The 21,880-nt window shown below is 66.5% G+C and carries 21 protein-coding genes; 12 read left to right on the top strand and 9 right to left on the bottom strand.

Annotation, left to right across the window (positions count from 1 at the left end):
- Nucleotides 1-64: 64 nt before the first annotated feature.
- Together phaP and ABIC50_RS26700 are read right to left on the bottom strand one after the other, a co-directional pair.
- A complete protein-coding gene (gene phaP, locus ABIC50_RS26705; RefSeq protein ID WP_011657939.1) occupies nucleotides 65-646 on the bottom strand; it encodes a TIGR01841 family phasin in 582 nt (193 codons plus the stop codon).
- Nucleotides 647-1,123: 477 nt separating this feature from the next.
- Nucleotides 1,124-1,888 (bottom strand): ParA family protein, encoded by a 765-nt coding sequence (locus ABIC50_RS26700; RefSeq protein WP_011657940.1) that lies wholly within the window; start codon nucleotides 1,886-1,888, stop codon nucleotides 1,124-1,126.
- Between the two features lie 215 nt (nucleotides 1,889-2,103).
- On the opposite strand from ABIC50_RS26700, the gene ABIC50_RS26695 reads away from it, so the two are divergent.
- Entirely contained in the window at nucleotides 2,104-2,325 is a 222-nt protein-coding gene (locus ABIC50_RS26695; protein ID WP_011657941.1) for a hypothetical protein, read from the top strand.
- Nucleotides 2,326-2,605: 280 nt separating this feature from the next.
- Here the strand turns inward: ABIC50_RS26695 and ABIC50_RS26690 are convergent, their stop codons facing one another.
- Both ABIC50_RS26690 and ABIC50_RS26685 read right to left on the bottom strand, forming a co-directional pair.
- A complete protein-coding gene (locus ABIC50_RS26690) occupies nucleotides 2,606-3,163 on the bottom strand; it encodes a single-stranded DNA-binding protein (RefSeq protein ID WP_175706572.1) in 558 nt (185 codons plus the stop codon).
- Nucleotides 3,164-3,266: 103 nt separating this feature from the next.
- The gene (locus ABIC50_RS26685) at nucleotides 3,267-4,454 is read right to left on the bottom strand and encodes an MFS transporter (RefSeq protein WP_034176676.1); all 1,188 of its coding nucleotides are present in this window, start codon (nucleotides 4,452-4,454) and stop codon (nucleotides 3,267-3,269) included.
- Nucleotides 4,455-4,717: 263 nt separating this feature from the next.
- Here ABIC50_RS26685 and uvrA point away from each other — a divergent pair, with 263 nt between their 5' ends.
- Entirely contained in the window at nucleotides 4,718-7,603 is a 2,886-nt protein-coding gene (gene uvrA / locus ABIC50_RS26680; RefSeq protein ID WP_012364727.1) for an excinuclease ABC subunit UvrA, read from the top strand.
- A 242-nt stretch (nucleotides 7,604-7,845) separates the two neighbouring features.
- Nucleotides 7,846-8,928 carry an AI-2E family transporter gene (locus tag ABIC50_RS26675; protein ID WP_011657954.1) on the top strand — a complete coding sequence of 361 codons (1,083 nt, stop codon included), beginning with the start codon at nucleotides 7,846-7,848 and terminating at the stop codon, nucleotides 8,926-8,928.
- 105 nt (nucleotides 8,929-9,033) lie between these two features.
- On the opposite strand, the gene purU is transcribed toward ABIC50_RS26675, so the two are convergent.
- The 5 genes from purU to ABIC50_RS26650 all read right to left on the bottom strand — a co-directional run bounded on the left by purU (nucleotide 9,034) and on the right by ABIC50_RS26650 (nucleotide 14,124).
- Nucleotides 9,034-9,918 (bottom strand): formyltetrahydrofolate deformylase, encoded by an 885-nt coding sequence (gene purU, locus ABIC50_RS26670; RefSeq protein WP_011657955.1) that lies wholly within the window; start codon nucleotides 9,916-9,918, stop codon nucleotides 9,034-9,036.
- Nucleotides 9,919-9,968: 50 nt separating this feature from the next.
- Nucleotides 9,969-10,826, bottom strand: a complete 858-nt coding sequence (locus ABIC50_RS26665) for an NUDIX hydrolase (RefSeq protein ID WP_354167969.1) — start codon at nucleotides 10,824-10,826, stop codon at nucleotides 9,969-9,971.
- A 5-nt stretch (nucleotides 10,827-10,831) separates the two neighbouring features.
- The gene (locus ABIC50_RS26660; RefSeq protein WP_165752049.1) at nucleotides 10,832-11,446 is read right to left on the bottom strand and encodes a LysE family translocator; all 615 of its coding nucleotides are present in this window, start codon (nucleotides 11,444-11,446) and stop codon (nucleotides 10,832-10,834) included.
- 26 nt (nucleotides 11,447-11,472) lie between these two features.
- Nucleotides 11,473-12,039, bottom strand: a complete 567-nt coding sequence (locus tag ABIC50_RS26655) for an adenine phosphoribosyltransferase (protein WP_011657958.1) — start codon at nucleotides 12,037-12,039, stop codon at nucleotides 11,473-11,475.
- 78 nt (nucleotides 12,040-12,117) lie between these two features.
- On the bottom strand, nucleotides 12,118-14,124 hold the full coding sequence (locus ABIC50_RS26650; RefSeq protein ID WP_175662521.1) for a monovalent cation:proton antiporter family protein: 2,007 nt from the start codon (nucleotides 14,122-14,124) through the stop codon (nucleotides 12,118-12,120).
- A gap of 125 nt (nucleotides 14,125-14,249) precedes the next feature.
- Between ABIC50_RS26650 and kdsD the strand changes: the two genes are divergently transcribed.
- The 9 genes from kdsD to hprK all read left to right on the top strand — a co-directional run bounded on the left by kdsD (nucleotide 14,250) and on the right by hprK (nucleotide 21,847).
- Nucleotides 14,250-15,233, top strand: coding sequence for an arabinose 5-phosphate isomerase KdsD (gene kdsD / locus ABIC50_RS26645; RefSeq protein ID WP_126228526.1), 984 nt, complete (start codon nucleotides 14,250-14,252; stop codon nucleotides 15,231-15,233).
- Nucleotides 15,233-15,769 (top strand): KdsC family phosphatase, encoded by a 537-nt coding sequence (locus ABIC50_RS26640; protein ID WP_105833002.1) that lies wholly within the window; start codon nucleotides 15,233-15,235, stop codon nucleotides 15,767-15,769. Before kdsD ends, ABIC50_RS26640 begins: the two co-directional genes overlap by 1 nt.
- A gap of 3 nt (nucleotides 15,770-15,772) precedes the next feature.
- Nucleotides 15,773-16,387 (top strand): LPS export ABC transporter periplasmic protein LptC, encoded by a 615-nt coding sequence (gene lptC, locus ABIC50_RS26635; RefSeq protein ID WP_011657962.1) that lies wholly within the window; start codon nucleotides 15,773-15,775, stop codon nucleotides 16,385-16,387.
- Between the two features lie 20 nt (nucleotides 16,388-16,407).
- Nucleotides 16,408-17,073, top strand: coding sequence for a lipopolysaccharide transport periplasmic protein LptA (lptA, locus tag ABIC50_RS26630; RefSeq protein ID WP_011657963.1), 666 nt, complete (start codon nucleotides 16,408-16,410; stop codon nucleotides 17,071-17,073).
- A complete protein-coding gene (gene lptB / locus ABIC50_RS26625; protein WP_175656273.1) occupies nucleotides 17,070-17,846 on the top strand; it encodes an LPS export ABC transporter ATP-binding protein in 777 nt (258 codons plus the stop codon). Before lptA ends, lptB begins: the two co-directional genes overlap by 4 nt.
- Nucleotides 17,847-18,017: 171 nt before the next feature.
- Nucleotides 18,018-19,523, top strand: coding sequence for an RNA polymerase factor sigma-54 (locus ABIC50_RS26620; protein WP_175710571.1), 1,506 nt, complete (start codon nucleotides 18,018-18,020; stop codon nucleotides 19,521-19,523).
- 157 nt (nucleotides 19,524-19,680) lie between these two features.
- On the top strand, nucleotides 19,681-20,040 hold the full coding sequence (hpf, locus tag ABIC50_RS26615) for a ribosome hibernation-promoting factor, HPF/YfiA family (protein WP_006477786.1): 360 nt from the start codon (nucleotides 19,681-19,683) through the stop codon (nucleotides 20,038-20,040).
- 169 nt (nucleotides 20,041-20,209) lie between these two features.
- Nucleotides 20,210-20,749, top strand: coding sequence for a PTS sugar transporter subunit IIA (locus ABIC50_RS26610; protein ID WP_011657966.1), 540 nt, complete (start codon nucleotides 20,210-20,212; stop codon nucleotides 20,747-20,749).
- A 129-nt stretch (nucleotides 20,750-20,878) separates the two neighbouring features.
- On the top strand, nucleotides 20,879-21,847 hold the full coding sequence (gene hprK / locus ABIC50_RS26605) for an HPr(Ser) kinase/phosphatase (RefSeq protein ID WP_011657967.1): 969 nt from the start codon (nucleotides 20,879-20,881) through the stop codon (nucleotides 21,845-21,847).
- Nucleotides 21,848-21,880 lie beyond the last annotated feature (33 nt).

Below are 21,880 nucleotides of genomic sequence, written 5' to 3'. Positions count from 1 at the left end.
GGCGGCCGGCGCCTTCCGGCACCGCTCATTCCTTACTCGTGTCGCGCCTGCGCGCGACACGCGCTCACGCAGCGGAGTCGCGCGAAGCCGCTTCCTTGCGTGCCGCAGTGGCCGTCTGCTTGGCACCGCGCGCCGCCGTTTCGCTGACCGCGTCGAAACCGCTTTGCGCGGCCTCGATCGCCTGCCCCGCCGCTGCGCGCACGGTGTCGGCCGCGGCCGTCGCCGCGGACAGCGCCGAGTTCAGCGCGGCGACTACCGGGGCCGAACCGGCCGGCGCGTGCTTCGACAGTTCGCCGAACACGTCCTTCATGCGCTTGTCGTTCTGCTCGTACTGAACCTGCGCGACCTTCGCCCACTCGGCCTGCGTCGACACCGCGATGTCGAACAGATGGCGGCCGTACGCGACGGCCTTGCCGGCCGCTTCCTGCGGCACGGCGACCTGCTGCGCGAAGCCCGCGGCCGGGTTGCTGATATTGAATGCGTTCTTCAGCTTGTCCTCGTACTCCTCGAGCGCCGTCTTGGCCGCCTGTACATTGAGCTCGACGACAGCCTCGAAACCGTTGATGGCCGGACGGGCAAGCGCGAACCATGCGGCGATTCCGGACTGGTAATCGGCGGCGAGTTTTTCGGGGGCAAATACGGACATCGGGTATGCTCCTGTTGGCAATTGCGAGAGACGACACAAGGAAATGGAAGTCAGATCGACAGCCTGCTCCCTTATTTTCAACCCGCACCCGGCATTGAATGCGAGAAGTTGAAGAAGGCATTTTAGATGCATTAATTGTCAATTAAATGGCATTAATGCTAGGTGAAAACCCTTACGCATCGAAATGACCGCCTCCGGGCCGGGCGGGCTCAATGGGGCCGGGCCGCAACGCCTTACGCTTAAACGATTTTCTCAATTTTACAGCAGCACGCACCGACTGCGTCGCAATATTTACCGCGTCATTATTTCCGCTATGGGAAAATAGGTGTGCATGAAAACAGCCCAATCCGCTCTGTAATCGTTTTTTCTTTTGGGCTGATTCTGAAATCGTTACCGCGATTATTTCCGAAATCGTAATCGGAATTATTAACAACCAATTCAATTATCGGAAGAATTGCCGCGATAATGCCGACGGCGTCACCCGACCAGCTCGCGATGCAGCGCGCGAAACTCCTGCGCGAGCTTGTGCGCCGGCTCGAGATGGATCACGGGCGTCGACTGCTGATGCGACTCGCGGATCTTCACCGATGCCGACAGCCGCGACGCGAGCACCGGCAATCCTTCTTCGATGAGTTCGTCGACCAGCCGCTGCGGGAGGCTCGCACGCGGCTGGAACTGGTTGATGACGATCCCTTCGACCTCGAGCGCCGCGTTATGGTCCTGCTGGATTTCCTTCACGTTCTCGAGGAGCGTGTAGAGCGCGCGGCGCGAGAAGTCGTCGCAATCGAACGGAATCAGGCAGCGCTCGACCGCGATCAGCGCCGAGCGCGTGTAGAAGTTCAGCGCGGGCGGCGTGTCGATGTAGATGGCGTCATAAGTGTCGAGCTCGTTCAGCGCGTCGCGCAGCTTGTAGATCTTGTAGCGCGACTCGAGCTTGCCGTGCAGCGTGTCGAGATCCGGATGCGCGGGCATCACGTCGAGCCCGTCGAACGGCGTCGGATGGATGAACGACGCGACGTCGACCGGCCGGAAGTTGAACGTCAGCGCCGTCTCGAAGAATTCGGCGACGCCGGGATGCACGTCGCTCGCGGCGTCGCCGAGCAGATAGCGCGTGGAATTCGCCTGTGCGTCGAGGTCGATGACGAGCGTGCGCAAGCCTTCGCTCGCGCTGATCGCCGCCAGGTTGCAGACGATCGTCGATTTGCCCACGCCGCCCTTCTGGTTGAATACGACCCGCCGCATGGTGTCTCCTTCGATCGAAACGTCGAAAGAAGCAGTTTAGCCGGTCAATCGTGGCGACGGGGTGACATAAGTCAGATGCGCGGCACCGCACCAGAAATGAAAACGTTGCCGGCACACGGCGTGCGCTCAATGCACGGGGCCGAAATGTTGCGGTGCCGCATGCGCGGTGTTAAACTAGGGGAAAACCCTTAGTTCAAGCTCGCGAAGGAGCAATCGTGTACCCCGTATTTTCGTTTCTGATGGACATGCTGCCGGGCCGCAGCAAGGCGACGTTCGCGCCCGCGGCCAAAGTGAACCGCGTCACGTTCACGGGCACGGTCGACCGCAGCGACGGCGTGGTCCTGTCGGTCCACGGTAGCGACGCGTTGGTGCGGTGGCCGAAGGGCGGAAAGTCGGTCGAGCGCGTCAGCAATCTGGTCGCGATCACGGAAGCGTAATTCGCTGTTCTCCGGGCGCGCTCGGCGCCCGTTCGGCGTGCGCGCGCGAAGCCATCGCATCGATGGCTTCGCCGAAGGCGTTGGTCGATGCCATCGGCAGTTCACGAACTGCGTATCGCGTCACGCCAGCCTCCGTTCGACGGAACGGAACCATCCGATTAGGCACGTTCCAGCCGAATCGAAAAACCTGCACACGAAAAAAGACCCGAAGCTCCAGGCCAAATCACTGATTTAGCTCGGAAGTTCGGGCCCATCCGTACAGCGGGAACCAACGTTCCGCTTAGAACGGAATATCGTCGTCCATCTCGTCGAAGCCGCCGCCTGCCGGCGCGCTCGGACGGCTCTGGCCGCCGCCTGCTGCGCCGCCGCGCGGTGCGCCGCCAGCACGGCCACCGCCGCCACCACCGCGCTCCATTTGCTCGCCGCCGCGACCGCCGCCACCACCACCGTAGCCGCCGCCGTAACCGCCTTCGTCACTGCCGCCACCGCCGCCGCCCGCGCCGCCGCGGCCGCCGAGCATCTGCATCTGGTCGGCGACGATTTCGGTCGAGTAGCGATCCTGGCCGTCCTGGCCCTGCCACTTGCGCGTGCGGATGCGGCCTTCGATATAGACCGACGAGCCCTTCTTCAGGTATTCGCTGACGATTTCGGCGAGACGGCCGAAGAACGCCACGCGGTGCCACTCGGTCATTTCCTTGAAATCGCCGCTCGCCTTGTCCTTGTAGCGATCGGTCGTCGCGAGACGGATGTTCGCAACCGCGTCGCCGCTCGGCAGGTAACGGACTTCAGGATCGGCGCCGAGATTGCCGACGAGGATGACCTTGTTGACGGATGCCATGTGTTTCTCCAGTAAATTCGATGCCGGGCCGCCCGCGACAGACGTCGGAGCGGCCCGCCGGACAAGCCGGCGAGCGCCGCCCGTGCGTGTCCGAAAAGTAGGTTCAGGCCTTGCGCGGCGGCGCTTTCATGCTGGCCGCGATTATAAGCCACGCCGCCACGAGCCCAGAACACGCATAAAAGACGGTGTTCGCGCCGCCGTGCTTCAGCAGCCAGCCGCCCACGATGCCGCCGAGCGCGAGCCCGATCGATTGCGTGGTGTTATAGACGCCCGTGGCCGCGCCCTTGCGCGAACCGGGCGCGAGCTTCGACACGAGCGACGGCTGCGATGCTTCCAGGATGTTGAAGCCCAGGAAGTACACGAACAGGATCGCCGCCACAATGAGAATGGTATGCGGTGCGCTGCCCAGCAACAATTGGCCGATCAGGATAGCGAGGATCCCGCCGAGCAGCACCGGTTTCATCTTGCCCCGTTTTTCCGCGACGATGATCGCCGGCACCATCATCACGAACGCGAGCCCCATCACCGGCAGGTAGACCTTCCAGTGCGCGGCGACCGGCAGCCCGCCGTCGACCAGCAGGCGCGGCACGACGAGGAACAGCGCCGTCTGCGTCGCGTGCAGCACGAGCACGCCGAAGTTCAGGCGCAGCAGCTCGCCGTTGTGCAGCACCTCGGCGAACGGCGCCGGCACGTGCACGGGCTTCGCCGCGTCGGGCACGATCCACACGACGACGCCGATCGCGAGGATCGACAGCACACCGACGATCGCGAACAGCCCGCTCATCCCGACCCAGTGGAACACGATCGGCGCGCCGACGATCGCGACCGCGAACGACACGCCGATCGAGCCGCCGACCATCGCCATCGCCTTGGTGCGGTTCTGCTCGGAGGTCAGGTCGGCGATGAACGCGAGCACCGCGGACGACACGGCGCCCATCCCCTGGATCACGCGGCCGACGATGATCCACGTGATGTCGTGCGCGAACGCGGCGACGAAGCTGCCGAGCGCGAAGATCACGAGGCCCGTGGCGATCACCGGCTTGCGGCCGAACTTGTCGGACGCCCACCCGTAGAAGATGTAGAACAGCGACTGCGTGACGCCGTAGGCCCCGAGCGCGATGCCGACGAGCAGCACGTTGTCGCCGCCCGGGATGGTTTTCGCGTAGACCGAGAACACCGGCATGATCATGAACAGGCCGAGCATGCGCAGCGCGAAGATCGCCGCGAGCGACGTGGTCGCGCGCAGTTCGGGCGCACTCATGCGGGAAGACGTGGCGGACGGATTGGACATCGGGAATGAATTTCGAATGATCGGAATGTCCGCCCGGCGGCGGGCGGCGGAAGATCAGGGCCACCGGCCCGGCAGGCCTGGCTGGCGCTTTCCGGGACGTCCGACGGGCAGCCCGCGGGCCGTCCGAAGCCGTGCGGCGCGGCCGCTTCCCCGGCGTGGGCACCGCCTTGCTGCCAGTTGCTGCAAAGGCTGGGGGCCCCCAACGACGGCCTCGAAAAGCCGTTATAGTAGCAGGTTTGGTTCCCTCCATTTTCGCCAGGTTCATGGAACAGATCCGTATCCGTGGGGCACGCACCCACAACCTGAAAAACGTCAATCTCGACCTGCCGCGCCACAAGCTGATCGTGATTACCGGGTTGTCCGGGTCGGGCAAGTCGTCGCTCGCGTTCGACACCCTTTATGCAGAGGGCCAGCGCCGCTACGTCGAAAGCCTGTCCGCCTACGCCCGCCAGTTCCTGCAGTTGATGGAGAAACCCGATGTCGACCTGATCGAGGGGCTGTCGCCCGCGATCTCGATCGAGCAGAAGGCGACGTCCCACAACCCGCGTTCGACCGTCGGCACGGTCACCGAGATCCACGACTACCTGCGACTTTTGTTCGCACGGGTCGGCACGCCCTACTGCCCCGACCACGACATCCCGCTCGAGGCGCAGAGCGTGTCGCAGATGGTCGACGCCGCGCTCGCGCTGCCCGAGGAAACCAAGCTGATGATCCTCGCGCCCGTCGTCGCGAACCGCAAGGGCGAGCACGCCGAGCTGTTCGAGGACATGCAGGCGCAGGGCTTCGTGCGCTTTCGCGTGCGCTCGGGCGGCGGCACCGCGAACGAAGGCGTCGCGAAGATCTACGAGGTCGAGTCGCTGCCGAAGCTCAAGAAGAACGACAAGCACACGATCGACGTCGTCGTCGACCGCCTGAAGGTGCGCCCGGACATGAAGCAGCGCCTCGCGGAATCGTTCGAGACCGCGCTGCGCCTCGCCGACGGCCGCGCGATCGCGCTCGAGATGGATACCGACCACGAGCACCTGTTCAGCTCGAAGTTCGCGTGCCCGATCTGCTCGTACTCGCTGCAGGAGCTCGAGCCGCGCCTGTTCTCGTTCAACAACCCGATGGGTGCGTGCCCCGAATGCGACGGCCTCGGCCAGATCACGTTCTTCGACCCGAAGCGGGTCGTCGCGCACCCGTCGCTGTCGCTCGCCGCGGGCGCCGTGAAGGGCTGGGACCGCCGCAACCAGTTCTACTTCCAGATGCTGCAGAGCCTCGCGGCGTTCTACGAATTCGACATCGACGCCGCGTTCGAGGATCTGCCGGAAAAGATCCGCAAGGTGCTGCTGTTCGGTTCGGGCAAGCAGACGATCCCGTTCTCGTACATCAACGAGCGCGGCCGCACGACGATCCGCGAGCACGTGTTCGAAGGGATCATCCCGAACCTCGAGCGCCGCTACCGCGAGACCGATTCGGTCGCGGTGCGCGAAGAACTCTCGAAGTACCAGAACAACCAGCCGTGCCCGTCGTGCGAAGGCACGCGGCTGCGCCGCGAGGCGCGCCACGTGCGGGTCGGCGCGGGCGACTACGCGCGCGGCATCTATGAAATCAGCGGCTGGCCGCTGCGCGACGCGCTCGGCTATTTCGCCGGCCTGTCGCTCGACGGCGCAAAACGCGAGATCGCCGACAAGGTGATCCAGGAAATCGTCGCGCGCCTGACCTTCCTGAACAACGTCGGCCTCGACTACCTGTCGCTCGAGCGCAGCGCCGAGACGCTGTCCGGCGGCGAGGCGCAGCGGATCCGGCTCGCGTCCCAGATCGGCTCGGGCCTGACCGGCGTGATGTACGTGCTCGACGAGCCGTCGATCGGCCTGCACCAGCGCGACAACGACCGCCTGATCGCGACGCTCAAGCACCTGCGGGACCTCGGCAACTCGGTGATCGTCGTCGAGCACGACGAGGACATGATCCGCACGGCCGACTACGTCGTCGACATGGGCCCGGGCGCGGGCGAGCATGGCGGCGTGGTGGTCGCCGAAGGCACGCCGAAGCAGGTGCAGTCGAACCCGCAGTCTCTCACGGGCCAGTATCTGGTCGGCAAGCGCACGATCGAGTATCCGGACGAGCGGTTCGCGCCCGATCCCGAGCGGATGCTGCGCATCGTCGACGCGCACGGCAACAACCTGAAGCACGTCGACCTCGAGTTGCCGGTCGGCCTGCTGACCTGCATCACCGGCGTGTCGGGCTCCGGCAAGTCGACGCTGATCAACGACACGCTGTATCACGCGGTCGCGCGCCACCTGTACGGCTCGTCGGCCGAGCCGGCGCCGCACGAGGCGATCGAGGGGCTGGAACACTTCGACAAGGTGATCAACGTCGACCAGTCGCCGATCGGCCGCACGCCGCGCTCGAACCCGGCCACCTACACGGGCCTGTTCACGCCGATCCGCGAGCTGTTCTCGGGCGTGCCGACCGCGAAGGAGCGCGGCTACGATCCGGGCCGCTTCTCGTTCAACGTGAAGGGCGGCCGCTGCGAGTCGTGCCAGGGCGACGGCGTGCTGAAGGTCGAGATGCACTTCCTGCCGGACGTCTACGTGCCGTGCGACGTGTGCCACGGCAAGCGCTACAACCGCGAAACGCTCGACGTGCATTACAAGGGCAAGAACATCAGCGAAGTGCTCGACATGACGGTCGAGCAGGCGTACGAATTCTTCAGCGCGGTGCCGGTGATCGCCCGCAAGCTGAAGACGCTGCTCGACGTCGGTCTCGGCTACATCCGCCTCGGCCAGTCGGCCACGACGCTGTCGGGCGGCGAGGCGCAGCGCGTGAAGCTGTCGCTGGAGCTGTCGAAGCGCGACACGGGCCGCACGCTGTACATCCTGGATGAGCCGACCACCGGCCTGCACTTCCACGACATCGCGCTGCTGCTCGAGGTGATTCACCGGTTGCGCGACCAAGGCAACACGGTCGTGATCATCGAGCACAATCTCGACGTGATCAAGACGGCCGACTGGGTGATCGACCTTGGCCCCGAAGGCGGTGCCGGCGGCGGCCAGATCATCGCCCAAGGCACGCCCGAGGAGATCGCGAAGACCAAGGCGAGCTTCACCGGCAAGTACCTCGCGCCGCTGCTCAAGCGTTCACCCCGCAAGGCGGCGGCCGGCTGAGCGCTTCCGTTCCCGCGCGCGGCCGCCCCGGCCGCCTGCCGGCGCCCGCCCGCGGCGCCGGCCCCCCCTCGTTTTCCCTTCTGCGTATACACCACGAGCCAAACTGTCCCGTGACAGACCATAATGGCGGCTATACTTTACGGTCGTAAGGTTCGCTATCCGCACCAATCCGGTGCGACGCCGGGCGAGCACCGTCCTGCCGCCCACCGCGCGGCGCGACACACGAACGACAGGAATCCACGATGGAGAAGCAACAAGAGTCGCGCGACGCGCAGAGCCGCGAGCCCCACCTGCGCAGCGTGCGGCTGACGAGCGACTTCAGCCTGCCGAAGCTGTCGGCGATCGAGATCGGCAGCTATCTGTTCGCCCTCGTCGCGATGGTGCTCGTCATCGAACTCAAGCTGCTGGGCGGGCTGCTGGCCGGCCTGCTGGTCTATCAGCTGATCCACACGATCGCCCCGGTGATCGAACGCCACACGACGAGCATGCGCGCGCGCTGGGTCTCCGTCGTGCTGCTGTCGATCGCGATCGTCGGCGGGCTCACGGGCCTGACGATCGGCATCATCGATCACTTCGAGCACACGGTGCCGAACCTGCAGAGCCTGCTCGGCCAGCTGATGCAGATCGTCGAGCAGACGCGCGCCCGCACGCCGGCCTGGATCGCGAACCTGCTGCCCGTCGACGTCGAACAGATGAAAGCCAAGGCGGCGCTGCTGATGCACTCGCACATGGATCAGCTCCAGCAAGGCGGCAAGAGCGTCGCGCGCGGCTTCGGCCATGTGCTGTTCGGGATGATCATCGGCGCGATGATCGCGATCGGCGTCGAGCACGGCAAGGTGCGCCGGCCGCTGTCCACCGCGCTCGTGACGCGCGTGTCGCGCTTCGCCGAATCGTTCCGCCGGATCGTGTTCGCGCAGATCAAGATCTCGGCGATCAACGCGGCCTTCACCGGCATCTACCTGCTCGTCGCGCTGCCGATCTTCCACCAGCGGCTGCCGCTGTCCAAAACGCTCGTGCTCGTCACGTTCATCGTCGGGCTGCTGCCGGTGATCGGCAACCTGATCTCGAACACGCTGATCGTCGCGGTGTCGCTGTCGGTCAGCATGGGCACCGCGATCGCGTCGCTCGCGTTCCTCGTCGTGATCCACAAGCTCGAATATTTCCTGAACGCGAAGATCATCGGCGGCCAGATCGAGTCGCGCGCGTGGGAGCTGCTGCTCGCGATGCTGATCATGGAAGCCGCGTTCGGGCTGCCGGGCGTGATCGCCGCGCCGATCTTCTATGCGTACCTGAAGCGCGAGCTGTACATGCTGCGGCTGATCTGACGCGCCGCGCATCACGCGAAAAAAAACGCCGCGCCCCAGGGCGCGGCGTTGTTACTTGCGGGGCCGGCCGATGGCCGATGGCCGCTGGTCGACGCGCACCGCCGATCAGCGGAACACGACGGTCTTCGTCCCGTTCAGCACGATCCGGTGCTCGACGTGCCACTTCACCGCCCGCGCGAGCGTCACGCACTCGACGTCGCGGCCGATCGCGGTGAGCTGGTCGGGCGTCATGCTGTGGTCGACGCGCTCGACTTCCTGCTCGATGATCGGGCCTTCGTCGAGGTCGGTCGTCACGTAGTGCGCGGTCGCGCCGATCAGCTTCACGCCGCGGTCGAACGCCTGGTAATACGGCTTCGCGCCCTTGAAGCTCGGCAGGAACGAATGATGGATGTTGATCGCGCGGCCGGCGAGCTGCTGGCACATGTTCGGCGACAGGATCTGCATGTAGCGCGCGAGCACGACGAGATCGGCCTGGTGCTCGTCGATCACTTCCAGCACGCGCGCCTCCTGCGCGGCTTTCGCCGCATCGGACGAGCCGCCCACGAGCGGGAAGTGATGAAACGGGATGTTGTAGCTCGCGGCGAGCTGGTAGAACTCCTTGTGGTTCGACACGATCGCCGGGATCTCGATCGGCAGCTGGCCGGTGCGGTAGCGGAACAGCAGGTCGTTCAGGCAGTGGCCGATCTTCGACACCATGATCACGACACGCGGCTTCACGGCCGCGTCGTGCAGCTCCCAGCGCATCGCGAACTGCTCGGCGAGCGGCGCGAATTCCTGGCGCAGCGTGTCGAGCGCCGACGCGGCATCCGCGCCGTCGGCATCCTGCTCGAAGTGCACGCGCATGAAGAACTCGCCGGTGCGGCTGTCGCCGAACTGCGCCGAGTCGAGGATGTTGTTGCTGCGCTCGAACAGGAAGCCCGAGACCGCGTGAACGATGCCGTGCCGGTCGGGGCACGACAGTTTCAAGATAAAGCTGTGATCGGTCGACATGACCGCTACTCCCTTCGTTTCGGTATTCGTCAAATAGGCCGTTCGGCGCGTTACGCGGCCGGCGCGAACAGCGCGTCGATGCCCGCCGCGTCGTCCGCCGCGAGCCAGCGGTGGCGCAGCAGCGTGTCGAGTATCGCGAGGCTCGCATCCATCGTCGCGCGGCCTTCGCGCAACCAGCCGATCACCTCGGGCACGCCGGCCAGCAGGTGCTCGGCCACTTCGCCGTCCTGGTTGTGCGGCGCGAAGTCGCGCGGCAGCGGCAGGTCGTACACGAAGATCAGTTCGGACTGCGTGCCTTCCGGCAGCGAGCACAGCACCTGCACCGCCCGGCCCGCGATCGCGCGCGCCGCCAGTTCGGCCGGCATGCCGGCCTCTTCCCAGCATTCCTTCGCGAGCGTCTCGTGAACGCCCAAGCCCCAGCCGATGCCGCCCGCGACGACGTTGTCGAGCATGCCGGGGTCGGTGGCCTTGGTCGTGCTGCGGCGGCCGAGCCACATCTGCGGCGCGGCGGGCGAACCCGGCGCAGCCGCATATTCTACGATGCCGTTCAGGTGCACCGCATAAGTCTGCGTGCCGAAAAAACGCGACGCGGCGCGCTCGATATACGCGAGCGGCGGATCGTCGAAGCGGTTGCGGATCGCATAGATCTCGTCGCGCCAGCCGGGAATCGCGCCTTCGGCCGCCAGCGCGCCGATCGCGCTCGCGAGCGCCATGCTGCGCGCATCGACCGTGTCATAGCGCGCCGACAGCACGACGCGCTCGTCGGTCAGCTCGAACACGTCCGGCCAGCGCTCGAGCTTCGCGACGTCGCGGCGACGCACCCAGCCGACCTGCTCGCCCGCGATCTCGAAACGCAGGTGCGCGGCCGGATCGAAGCGGCGCGCGGCCGCAATGCATGGAAACGTCATCGGGTTCAGTCCTTCAGCGCCACGCGGATGCCGATCGCGATGAAGGTCGCGCCGGCAATGCGGTCGAGCCACACGCCGGCCTTCGGACGGCGCTTCAGCCATGCGCCGATCGCGCCCGCGCCGACGCCGAACAGCGAGAAGATCGCAGCCGTCTGCAGCATGAACAGCGCGCCGAGCTCGAACATCTGCAGCGTCACGCCCTGCGCGCCGTGCGGATCGACGAACTGCGGCAGGAATACGACGAAGAACAGCGTGACTTTCGGGTTCATCAGGTTGCCGATCACGCTCTGCCGGAAGATCGCGCGAAGCGGCTGCGGCGCACGCGCATGCGCGTTCGCGAGGCCCTGGCTGCGCAGCGCCTTGATGCCGATCCACACGAGGTACGCGGCACCCGCGAGCTTCAGCACCTGGAACGCGACCGGCGACGAGCGCAGCACGGCCGCGACGCCGAGCGCCGCGAGCGTCGTATGGAACAGGATCCCGGCCGTGAAGCCGAGCGCCGCGACGAAGCCGGCCGCGCGGCCCTGCGAGATGCCGCGTGCGAGCACCTGCAGGTTGTCGGGACCGGGCGCGAACGTGATCGCGATCGACGTGGCGAGAAACAGCATGAAGTTGGGCATCGTGACCTCGCGGCGTGGGCCGGCGTTCAGTGGCCGGCGAATTCGGTGACGGTATAGACGGGCAGCCCCGCGTTGCGCAGCAGCGTCGAGCCGCCGAGATCGGGCAGGTCGATGATCGCCGCGCCCTCGACGACGACCGCGCCGAGCCGCTGCAGCAGGTTGCGCCCCGCCATCATCGTGCCGCCGGTCGCGATCAGGTCGTCCATGATGATCACGCGGTCGCCGGGGCGGCACGCGTCCTCGTGGATCTCGACCGTCGCGCTGCCGTATTCGAGGTCGTAGGATTCCGAGCGCGTCTTGTACGGCAGCTTGCCGACCTTGCGGATCGGCACGAAGCCGACGCTCAGCTCGTACGCGACGATCGGCGCGATGATGAAGCCGCGCGCATCGAGCCCCGCGACGTAGTCGAGCTTCGCATCGACATAGCGTTCGACGAACAGGTCGACGAGGATGCGCAGCGCCTTCGGGCTCTGCAGCAGCGTCGTGATGTCGCGGAACTGCACGCCCGGCTGCGGCCAGTCGGGCACGGTGCGGATCTGGCTGTGGATGAAGGCGACCGGATCGAGCGGTGCGCCCGGCGACGAATGCGGCATGAAACTCTCCGAAAAAAACGGTGCGCGAAGATCGGGCACCGTTTCGAATCAATACGGGTCAGGTCAACGAAGCGCGAGTCAGGCGACCGCGGCCGGCGGCTCGCGCCGATGGCGCGACAGCCGCTCTTCCGCGAGCGCGAGCGCCTCGGGCAGCCCGCGCAGCACGACGATGTCGCTCGCGCGCAGCTTGGTCAGCGGGTCGGGTTCGACGCCGCGAATCCCGTGCCGGCGGATCGCCGTGACTTCCAGCCCGAGCGCATACAGCCCGAGCTCCTCCAGCGAGCGCCCGACCGCGTCCGCGCGCGCGTCGACCGGCACCGATTGTAGCCGCACCTGCTCGTGGTCGTCGTCGTCCGCGTCGTCGGCGCCGTGGAAATAGCCGCGCAGCAGCTGGTAACGCGCGTCGCGCATCTCCTCGACGCGCCGCACGACCTTGCGCATCGGCACGCCGACCAGCACCAGCGTGTGCGACGCGAGCATCAGGCTGCCCTCGACGATTTCCGGAATCACCTCGGTCGCGCCGGCCGCGAGCAGCTTCTCGAGATCGGCGTCGTCGACCGTGCGCACGATCGCCGGCAGCGTCGGCTCCAGCTCGTGCACGTGGTGCAGCACGCGCAGCGCGGACGGCGTGTTCGCATACGTGATCGCGACGGCCGCCGCGCGATGGATACCGGCCGCGAGCAGCGACTCGCGACGCGCGGCGTCGCCGAACACGACCGATTCGCCGGCCGTCGCCGCCGCGCTCACGCGATCGGGATCGAGGTCCAGCGCCACGTACGAAATGCCTTCCTGCTCGAGCATGCGCGCCAGGTTCTGGCCCGCGCGGCCGTAGCCGCAGATGATCACGTGGCCGCGCTGCTTGAGGCTTTGCGTCGCGATCCGCGTCATCTGCAGCGACTGCTGCATCCATTCCGTCGACGACAGCCGCATCACGATCCGGTCGGCGTTCTGGATCAGGAACGGCGCGGCGAGCATCGACAGCAGCATCGACGCGAGGATCGCCTGCAACAGCGTCGAATCGACGAGATGCCGGTCGAGGATCAGGTTCAGCAGCACGAAGCCGAATTCGCCGGCCTGCGCGAGCCCGATGCCGGTGCGCATCGCGACGCCCGGCGTCGCGCCGAACAGGCGCGCGAGCCCCGCGATCATCGTCCCCTTGAACAGGATCTGCCCGACGAAGAAGCCGAGCACGAGCAACGGGTGCTCCCAGATCACGCGCGCATCGAGCAGCATCCCGGTCGTCACGAAGAACAGCCCGAGCAGCACGTCGCGAAACGGCTTGATGTCCTCTTCCACCTGATGACGGAACGGCGTCTCGGAGATCAGCATCCCCGCGATGAACGCGCCGAGCGCGAGCGACAGCCCGAAGCGGTCGGTGATGAACGCGGCGCCGAGCGTGATGAGCAGCAGGTTCAGCACGAACAGTTCCTGCGAGCGGCGCCGCGCGACCACGTTGAGCCAGCGCGTCATGAAGCGCTGGCCGATGACGAGCAGCAGCGCGAGCGCGATCACGATCTTGACCGCCGCGAAGCCGAGCGTGATCGCGAGATCCTTCGACGACTCCGCGCCGAATGCGGCGATCACGATCAGCAGCGGCACCACCGCGAGATCCTGGAACAGCAGCACGCCGAAGATGTTGCGGCCGTGCTCGGTCTCGATCTCGAGCCGCTCGGCGAGCATCTTCGATACGATGGCCGTGGACGACATCGCTAGCGCGCCGCCGAGCGCGACGCTGCCCTGCCACGTGATGTGCACCCAGCGCTCGAACAGCGCCCCGAGCGCGACCGCGAGCACGAGCGTCACGACCACCTGCAGCAGCCCGAGCCCGAACACGAGCCGCTGCATCGCCCTCAGCTTCGCGAGCGAGAATTCGAGGCCGATCGAGAACATCAGGAATACCACGCCGAATTCCGCGAGGTGCTCGGCCCGTTCGAGGTCCGCGGCGATGCCGAATGAGTGCGGGCCGACCAGGATGCCGACGGTCAGGTAGCCGAGCATCGGCGGCAGGTTCAACGAACGAAAGACGACGACGCCCACCACCGAGGCCAGCAGCAGCAGCAGGGTCATTTCGAGCGGGGAAATCACAGGCAAAGCGTCCTCGTTCGTCGGGGCCACGGCAATGCGGGCGCGGGTGGTGGCGGGGGGCAAACGACCTCGGACGAGTCCGAAGGCGCGGCGCGGCGAACAAACGCCTTTGCTATACTCCGCGCATGATAGCGAAAATCAATGATGACCGGGCGCTCGCGCTCGCCCGCGACGTGCTCGACATCGAGGCGGACGCCGTGCGCGCGCTGCGCGACCAGCTCGACGGCGACTTCGTGCAGGCCGTCGCGCTGCTGCTCGGCTGCCGCGGCCGCGTCGTGGTATCCGGCATCGGCAAATCGGGGCATATCGCCCGCAAGATCGCGGCCACGCTGGCGAGCACCGGCACGCCGGCCTTCTTCGTCCACCCGGCCGAGGCCAGCCATGGCGACCTCGGGATGGTCACGTCGGACGACGTCTTCATCGGCATCTCCTATTCCGGCGAATCGGAAGAGCTCGTCGCGATCCTGCCGCTCGTGAAGCGGATCGGCGCGAAGCTGATCGCGATCACGGGCCGTGCGGAATCGAGCCTCGGCACGCTCGCCGACGTGAACCTGAACGCCGCGGTGTCGAAGGAAGCGTGCCCGCTGAACCTCGCGCCCACCGCGAGCACGACCGCCGCGCTGGCGCTCGGCGACGCGCTCGCCGTCGCGGTGCTCGACGCGCGCGGCTTCGGCTCCGAGGATTTCGCGCGCTCGCATCCGGGCGGTGCGCTCGGCCGGCGCCTGCTCACCCATGTGCGCGACGTGATGCGCTCGGGCGACGACGTGCCGCGCGTCGGACTCGACGCCACGCTGTCGGACGCGCTGTTCCAGATCACCGCGAAACGGCTGGGCATGACGGCCGTGGTCGGCCCCGACGGCCGCGTGGCCGGCATCTTCACCGACGGCGACCTGCGCCGCGTGCTCGCGCGCGAAGGCGATTTCCGCACGCTGCCGATCGTCGACGTGATGACGCGCGAACCGCGTACGATCGGCCCCGACCATCTCGCGGTCGAGGCCGTGGAACTGATGGAGCGCCACCGGATCAACCAGATGCTGGTGGTCGATGCCGACGGCGCGCTGATCGGCGCGCTGAACATGCACGACCTGTTTTCGAAGAAGGTGATCTGATGAGCGCAGCGCTGACTGCGGCCGAACGCGCGAGCCGCGTGAAGCTGATGATTTTCGACGTCGACGGCGTGCTGACCGACGGCGGCCTGCTGTTTACCGCGTCCGGCGACGCGATGAAGTCGTTCAATTCGCTCGACGGCCATGGCGTGAAGCTGCTCGGCGAGGCCGGCATCGCGACCGCGATCATCACCGGCCGCAACTCCGAGATCGTCGCGGCGCGCGCGAAGGAGATGAAGATCGCGCACCTGTTCCAGGGTGTCGAGAACAAGCTCGCCGTGTTCGCCGAGCTGACCGCGTCGCTCGACATCGGCGCCGACGCATGCGGCTACATGGGCGACGACTGGCCCGACCTGCCGGTGCTGCTGCGCTGCGGCTTCGCGGCCGCGCCGGCCAACGCGCACCCCGAGGTGATCGCCCGCGCGCACTGGGTGGCCGAGGCCCGCGGCGGCCACGGCGCGGTGCGCGAAGTGTGCGACGCGATCCTGCGCGCGCAGCGCCGCTACGACGCGCTGCTCGCGGCTGCCTGCGGAGCCTGACGGATGAACACGCATTTCCGCTGGACCCAGTTGCTGCCGCTCATCGCGGTCGCCGCGCTCGCGGGCATCACGTGGTGGCTGCTGCAGGCGACGCTGCCGCCGCCCGGCGAAGGCGCCGCGCAGCCGAAGCGCCATACGCCCGACTATTTCGCGGACAACTTCTCGGTCACCGAGCTCGACCAGTCGGGCACGACCCAGTACCGGCTCACGGCCGCGAAGCTGGTCCACTATGAAGACACCGACAACAGCGACCTGACCGCTCCGGCCATGCGCGCATTCCAGCCCGGCAAGCCGGTCGTCACGACCACCGCGAAGCGCGGCACCGTCAACGGCGACGTGTCGATCGTCGACTTGTACGACGACGCGCGCATCCTGCGCGTGGCCGGCGGCGGCGATCCGCAGATGCAGGCCGATTCCCAGCATTTCCGGATCTTGGTCAATGACGATGTGATCCAGACCGAAAAGCCGGTTAAACTTCAGCGCGGCCTGTCGCTCGTCAACGCGACCGACGGCATGAAGTACAACAACGTCACCCGGGTCATCGAGCTTTACGGCAACGTGCGCGGCACGATCGCCGCGGCGGACACGTCCGGCGGCTCGAAAGGTCAATCCAGGTGACGCATCCCTCACGTGACTGCATGAACGAACCGTTCCCTCGACAGAATTCCGGCGGCGCTGCGCGCGCCGTCCGCGCCGCGCTCGCCGCGACGCTCGTGGCGCTCCCGCTCATCGGGCTGGCGCCGCTCGCCCATGCCGAGAAGGCTGACCAGAACAAGCCGATCAACGTCGAGGCGGACAACCTCACCTACGACGACCTGAAGCAGGTGACGGTCGCGACCGGCAACGTCGTGATCACGAAGGGCACGATCATCATCAAGGGCGATCGCGTCGAAGTGCGCCAGGATCCGGAAGGCTATCAGTACGCAACGTCGTTCGGCAGCGGCAAGAAGCACGCGACGTTCCGCCAGAAGCGCGAAGGCCTCGACGAGTACATCGACGGCGACGCCGAGCGCATCGACTACGACGGCAAGCAGGATCTGACGACCCTGACGACCGCCGCGACCGTGCGCCGCCTGCAGGGCACGTCGACGATCGCCGACACCGTGCACGGCAGCGTGATCACGTACGACGGCCAGCGCGACTTCTACACCGCGAAGGGCGGCAAGGACGTCGCGGCGCCGGGCAATCCGAACGGCCGCGTGCGCGCGATGCTGTCGCCGAAGAGCGGCGGCCCCGGCCAGCTGAACGGCGCGCCGGCGAAGCTGTCGCCGTCGACCACGATCCAGGGAGCGCCGGGACAATGAGCGCGCTACCGAATCGCCAGCCGGCTGGCGCGACGAGCTCGCTCGTCGTGCGCAACCTGAAGAAGCGCTACGGCTCGCGCACGGTCGTCAAGGACGTGTCGCTCGACGTGAAGAGCGGCGAAGTCGTCGGCCTGCTCGGCCCGAACGGCGCCGGCAAGACGACGTCGTTCTACATGATCGTCGGCCTCGTGCCGCTCGACGCGGGCGAGATCTCGCTGAACGGCAGCTCGATCAGCCTGCTGCCGATCCACAAGCGTGCATCGCTCGGCCTGTCGTACCTGCCGCAGGAAGCGTCGGTGTTCCGCAAGCTGACCGTCGAGGAAAACATCCGCGCGGTGCTCGAGCTGCAGCACGGCGAAGACGGCAAGCGCCTGTCGAAGGACGCGATCGCAGCGCGCACCGAGGAGCTGCTCGACGAGCTGCAGATCGGCCACCTGCGCGAGAACCCGGCGCTGTCGCTGTCGGGCGGCGAACGCCGTCGCGTCGAGATCGCGCGTGCGCTCGCGACCAGCCCGAACTTCATCCTGCTCGACGAACCGTTCGCCGGCGTCGACCCGATCGCGGTGCTCGAGATCCAGAAGATCGTCAAGTTCCTCAAGCAGCGCAACATCGGCGTGTTGATCACCGATCACAACGTCCGCGAAACGCTCGGCATCTGCGACCACGCGTACATCATCAGCGACGGTTCGGTGCTCGCCGCCGGCGCGCCCAGCGAAATCATCGAAAACGAAAGCGTGCGCCGCGTGTACCTCGGCGAACACTTCCGCATGTAACCTCCCCCTTTTTGTGGCTGGCTGCACCCCGCCCGGCATCGCCGCGCGGGGCTGCGCCCGTGTGCCCCGCGCGGCGGCCCTCTGCGCGGCCGGGCGCCGCGCCGCGCGTAATCGCCGATGGCTCAATGCGGGTCGGTCGTGGCAAACTGCCGGTATGACTCCCTCTCTGCCATGAAAGCCAGCCTTCAACTCCGCCTGTCGCAACACCTGGCGCTGACCCCGCAACTGCAGCAGTCGATCCGGCTCCTGCAACTGTCGACGCTCGAACTGCAGCAGGAAGTCGCGATGGCCGTCGCGCAAAATCCGTTGCTCGAAAACGAAGACGAATGGATCACGAGTCCGCTGCGTGTCGCGTCGGACGGATCGCTGATCGCGCAGGGGCCTTCCGGACAGAACATCGAGCCGGGCCCCGCGAACGGCAGCAGCCCGTCGAGCGAACGCGCCGAGCGCGACGAGCCGGCCGGCGCCGACGAATACGACGGCTACGGGTCGGGCGACGCCGGCGACGGCCCGCAGTGGAATCTGGACGAGTACGGCCGCTCGAGCGGTGCGTCGGACGATGACGACCTCCCGCCGCTGCAGGTGCAGGAAGCCGCGACGTCGCTGCGCGACCATCTGTCCGCGCAGTTGCGCATGACGCAGGCCAGCCCGCGCGATCGCGCACTCGTGATGTTCCTGATCGAATCGCTCGACGACGACGGCTACCTGACCGCGTCGCTCGACGAAGTGCTCTCCGACCTGCCGCCGGAACTGGAAGTCGACTGCGACGAACTGAATGCGGCGCTCGCGCTGCTGCACAGCTTCGACCCGGCCGGGGTCGGGGCCCGCTCGGCCTCCGAATGCCTGAAGCTGCAGTTGCTGCGGCTCGATCCGTCCCCCACCCGCACGCTCGCGCTGGAGATCGTGTCGCAGCACCTCGAGCTGCTCGCCGCGCGCGACTTCACGCGGCTGCGCAAGCACCTGAAGGCGAGCGACGACGCGCTGCGCGACGCGCACGCGCTGATCCGTTCGCTCGAGCCGTTCCCCGGCGCCGCGTACGGCAAGGCCGAGGCCGACTACGTCGTGCCCGACATCATCGTGAAGAAGGCCGGCCAGGGCTGGCTCGCGGAACTCAATCCGGAAGTGATGCCGCGGCTGCGGATCAACAACCTGTACGCGAACATCCTGCGCAACAGCCGCGGCGATCCGTCGGCCGGGTCGCTCAAGCAGCAGCTTCAGGAAGCACGCTGGCTGATCAAGAACATCCAGCAGCGATTCGACACGATCCTGCGTGTCGCGCAGGCCATTGTCGAACGTCAAAAGAATTTCTTCGCGCATGGTGAAATCGCCATGCGCCCCTTGGTTTTGCGGGAAATAGCTGATACGCTGGGCCTACACGAGTCGACTGTCAGCCGTGTGACAACAGGCAAGTACATGCTGACCCCGTTCGGTACGCTGGAATTCAAGTACTTCTTCGGGTCACACGTTTCGACCGACACCGGAGGCGCCGCATCGTCGACCGCCATCCGAGCCCTGATCAAGCAACTGATAGGAGCTGAAGACCCAAAATCGCCACTTTCGGACAGCCGCATTGCCGAGCTGCTGGCAGAACAGGGTTTCGTGGTTGCGCGCCGCACGGTTGCCAAGTATCGCGAAGCCCTCAAAATCCCGGCAGTGAATCTGCGCAAGTCTCTTTAGCCTGCTGCCTGCCCGGCGGCAGGCGTCTTCCGGCCACCGCGCACACGGGGGACAGCCGGGCGACCTGTCCGCGAATTTGCCGCCACGTGCGGCAAGGGCAAGTCGACCGGAGCGCCGCCTCGATGCGGCCGGGTGGTCACTCGCTTGGAGAAGCACTATGAACCTGAAGATCAGTGGACATCATCTCGAAGTCACGCCTGCAATTCGCGAATACGTGATCACCAAGCTGGACAGGGTGCTACGCCATAGCGATCAGGTGATCGATGGCACTGTGATCCTCTCGGTCGACAACCACAAGGAAAAGGACAAGCAGCAGCGCGCGGAAATCAATCTGCACCTGAAGGGCAAGGACATCTTCGTCGAAAGCGCAAACGGCAACCTCTACGCTGCGATCGATCTGCTGATCGACAAGCTGGACCGCCAGGTCGTCAAGCACATGGAGCGTCTGCAGACCCATGCGCACGACCCGATCAAGCTGCAGCCGTCGATCGACCAGATCGAACTGCCGCCGCAATAACGTTCACCGCAACACCCACGCCGCCCGGTTCGCCGGGCGTTTTTTTTGAGTCCGAGCGGCAGTGGTGCGACCGGTCCGTCCATGCCGCGCCACGCACGCGGCTGTGCTCTATAATGTCCCGGTTATCGCCGGGGGGCGTTGAATGCGGTAGCTGCGTTGCAGGTTGCCGATGCCAAACGCCTTGATATCGCCGAACATGGAAAATCAGTCTGCCGCCGCAAGGAGACCCCAGGCCGCCCTATCGCCTGCCAACATGAATCGCCTAGCCAAAATCCTGCCCATAGAGAACGTCGTCATCGACCTCTCCGTCACCAGCAAGAAACGCGTCTTCGAACAAGCCGGGCTGATGTTCGAGAATCAGAACGGCGTCGCCCGCAGCACCGTCACGGACAACCTGTTCGCGCGCGAGCGCCTCGGCTCGACCGGGCTCGGCGAAGGCGTCGCGATTCCGCACGGGCGCATCAAGGGGCTCAAGCACCCGCTCGCCGCATTCGTGCGGCTCGCCGACGCGATCCCGTTCGAAGCGCCCGACGGCCAGCCGGTCGGTCTCCTGATTTTCCTGCTCGTCCCCGAGCAAGCTACCCAACAGCACCTCGAGATCCTGTCGGAAATCGCGCAACTGCTATCCGATCGCGACGCGCGCGAGCGTCTGCACAACGAAACAGATCTCGCCGAGTTGCATCGCGTGCTCACTCAGTGGCAACCTTGAGTTGATCCGGGCGGAATATTTTCCCGAACGAGGCGGCACGCGCCGCCGTCCAGGGCCGCCCGGCGCCGGTCCGGCATGGCGACGCCCGTCGCCGCGCACATGCACCGGCTCATTGGAGTGACGAAAGTCATGGATACGTCCAGCATCAACGCCCAGAGCATCTTCGACGACAACGCGGCCACGCTGAAACTGAGCTGGCTCACGGGGCATGAAGGCTGGGAGCGCGGTTTTTCGTCCGACACCGTCGCCAACGCGACGTCGAGCGCCGACCTCGTCGGCCACTTGAACCTGATCCACCCGAACCGGATCCAGGTGCTCGGCGAAGCCGAAATCGACTACTACCAGCGGCAGACCGACGAAGACCGCTCGCGCCACATGGCCGAGCTGATCGCGCTCGAACCGCCGTTTCTCGTCGTCGCCGGCGGCGCCGCCGCGCCGCCCGAACTCGTGCTGCGCTGTACGCGCTCGTCCACGCCGTTGTTCACGACGCCGATGTCGGCCGCCGCGGTAATCGACAGCCTGCGGCTCTACATGTCGCGCATCCTCGCACCGCGCGCGACGCTGCACGGCGTGTTCCTCGACATCCTCGGGATGGGCGTGCTGCTCACCGGCGACTCCGGGCTCGGCAAGAGCGAACTCGGCCTCGAACTCATCAGCCGCGGCCACGGCCTCGTCGCCGACGACGCCGTCGACTTCGTCCGACTTGGCCCCGATTTCGTCGAAGGCCGCTGCCCGCCGCTGCTGCAGAATCTGCTCGAAGTGCGCGGCCTCGGCCTGCTCGACATCAAGACGATCTTCGGTGAAACCGCCGTGCGGCGGAAAATGAAGCTGAAGCTGATCGTCCAGCTCGTGCGGCGCCCGGACGGCGAATTCCAGCGGCTGCCGCTGGAAAGCCAGACGGTCGACGTGCTCGGCCTGCCGATCAGCAAGGTCACGATCCAGGTGGCGGCCGGCCGCAACCTCGCGGTGCTGGTCGAGGCGGCCGTGCGGAACACGATCCTGCAGCTGCGCGGCATCGACACGTTGCGCGATTTCATGGATCGGCAACGACTCGCGATGCAGGATCCCGACAGTCAGTTCCCCGGCAAGCTCGTGTAACCACCCCGCGCCGGCCTCGCAGCGCCGACGCGT

Origin of the sequence: Burkholderia sp. 567, assembly GCF_040545115.1 — a bacterium.
GTDB lineage: Bacteria > Pseudomonadota > Gammaproteobacteria > Burkholderiales > Burkholderiaceae > Burkholderia > Burkholderia ambifaria.
This window is presented reverse-complemented; position numbering and strand designations above follow the sequence as displayed.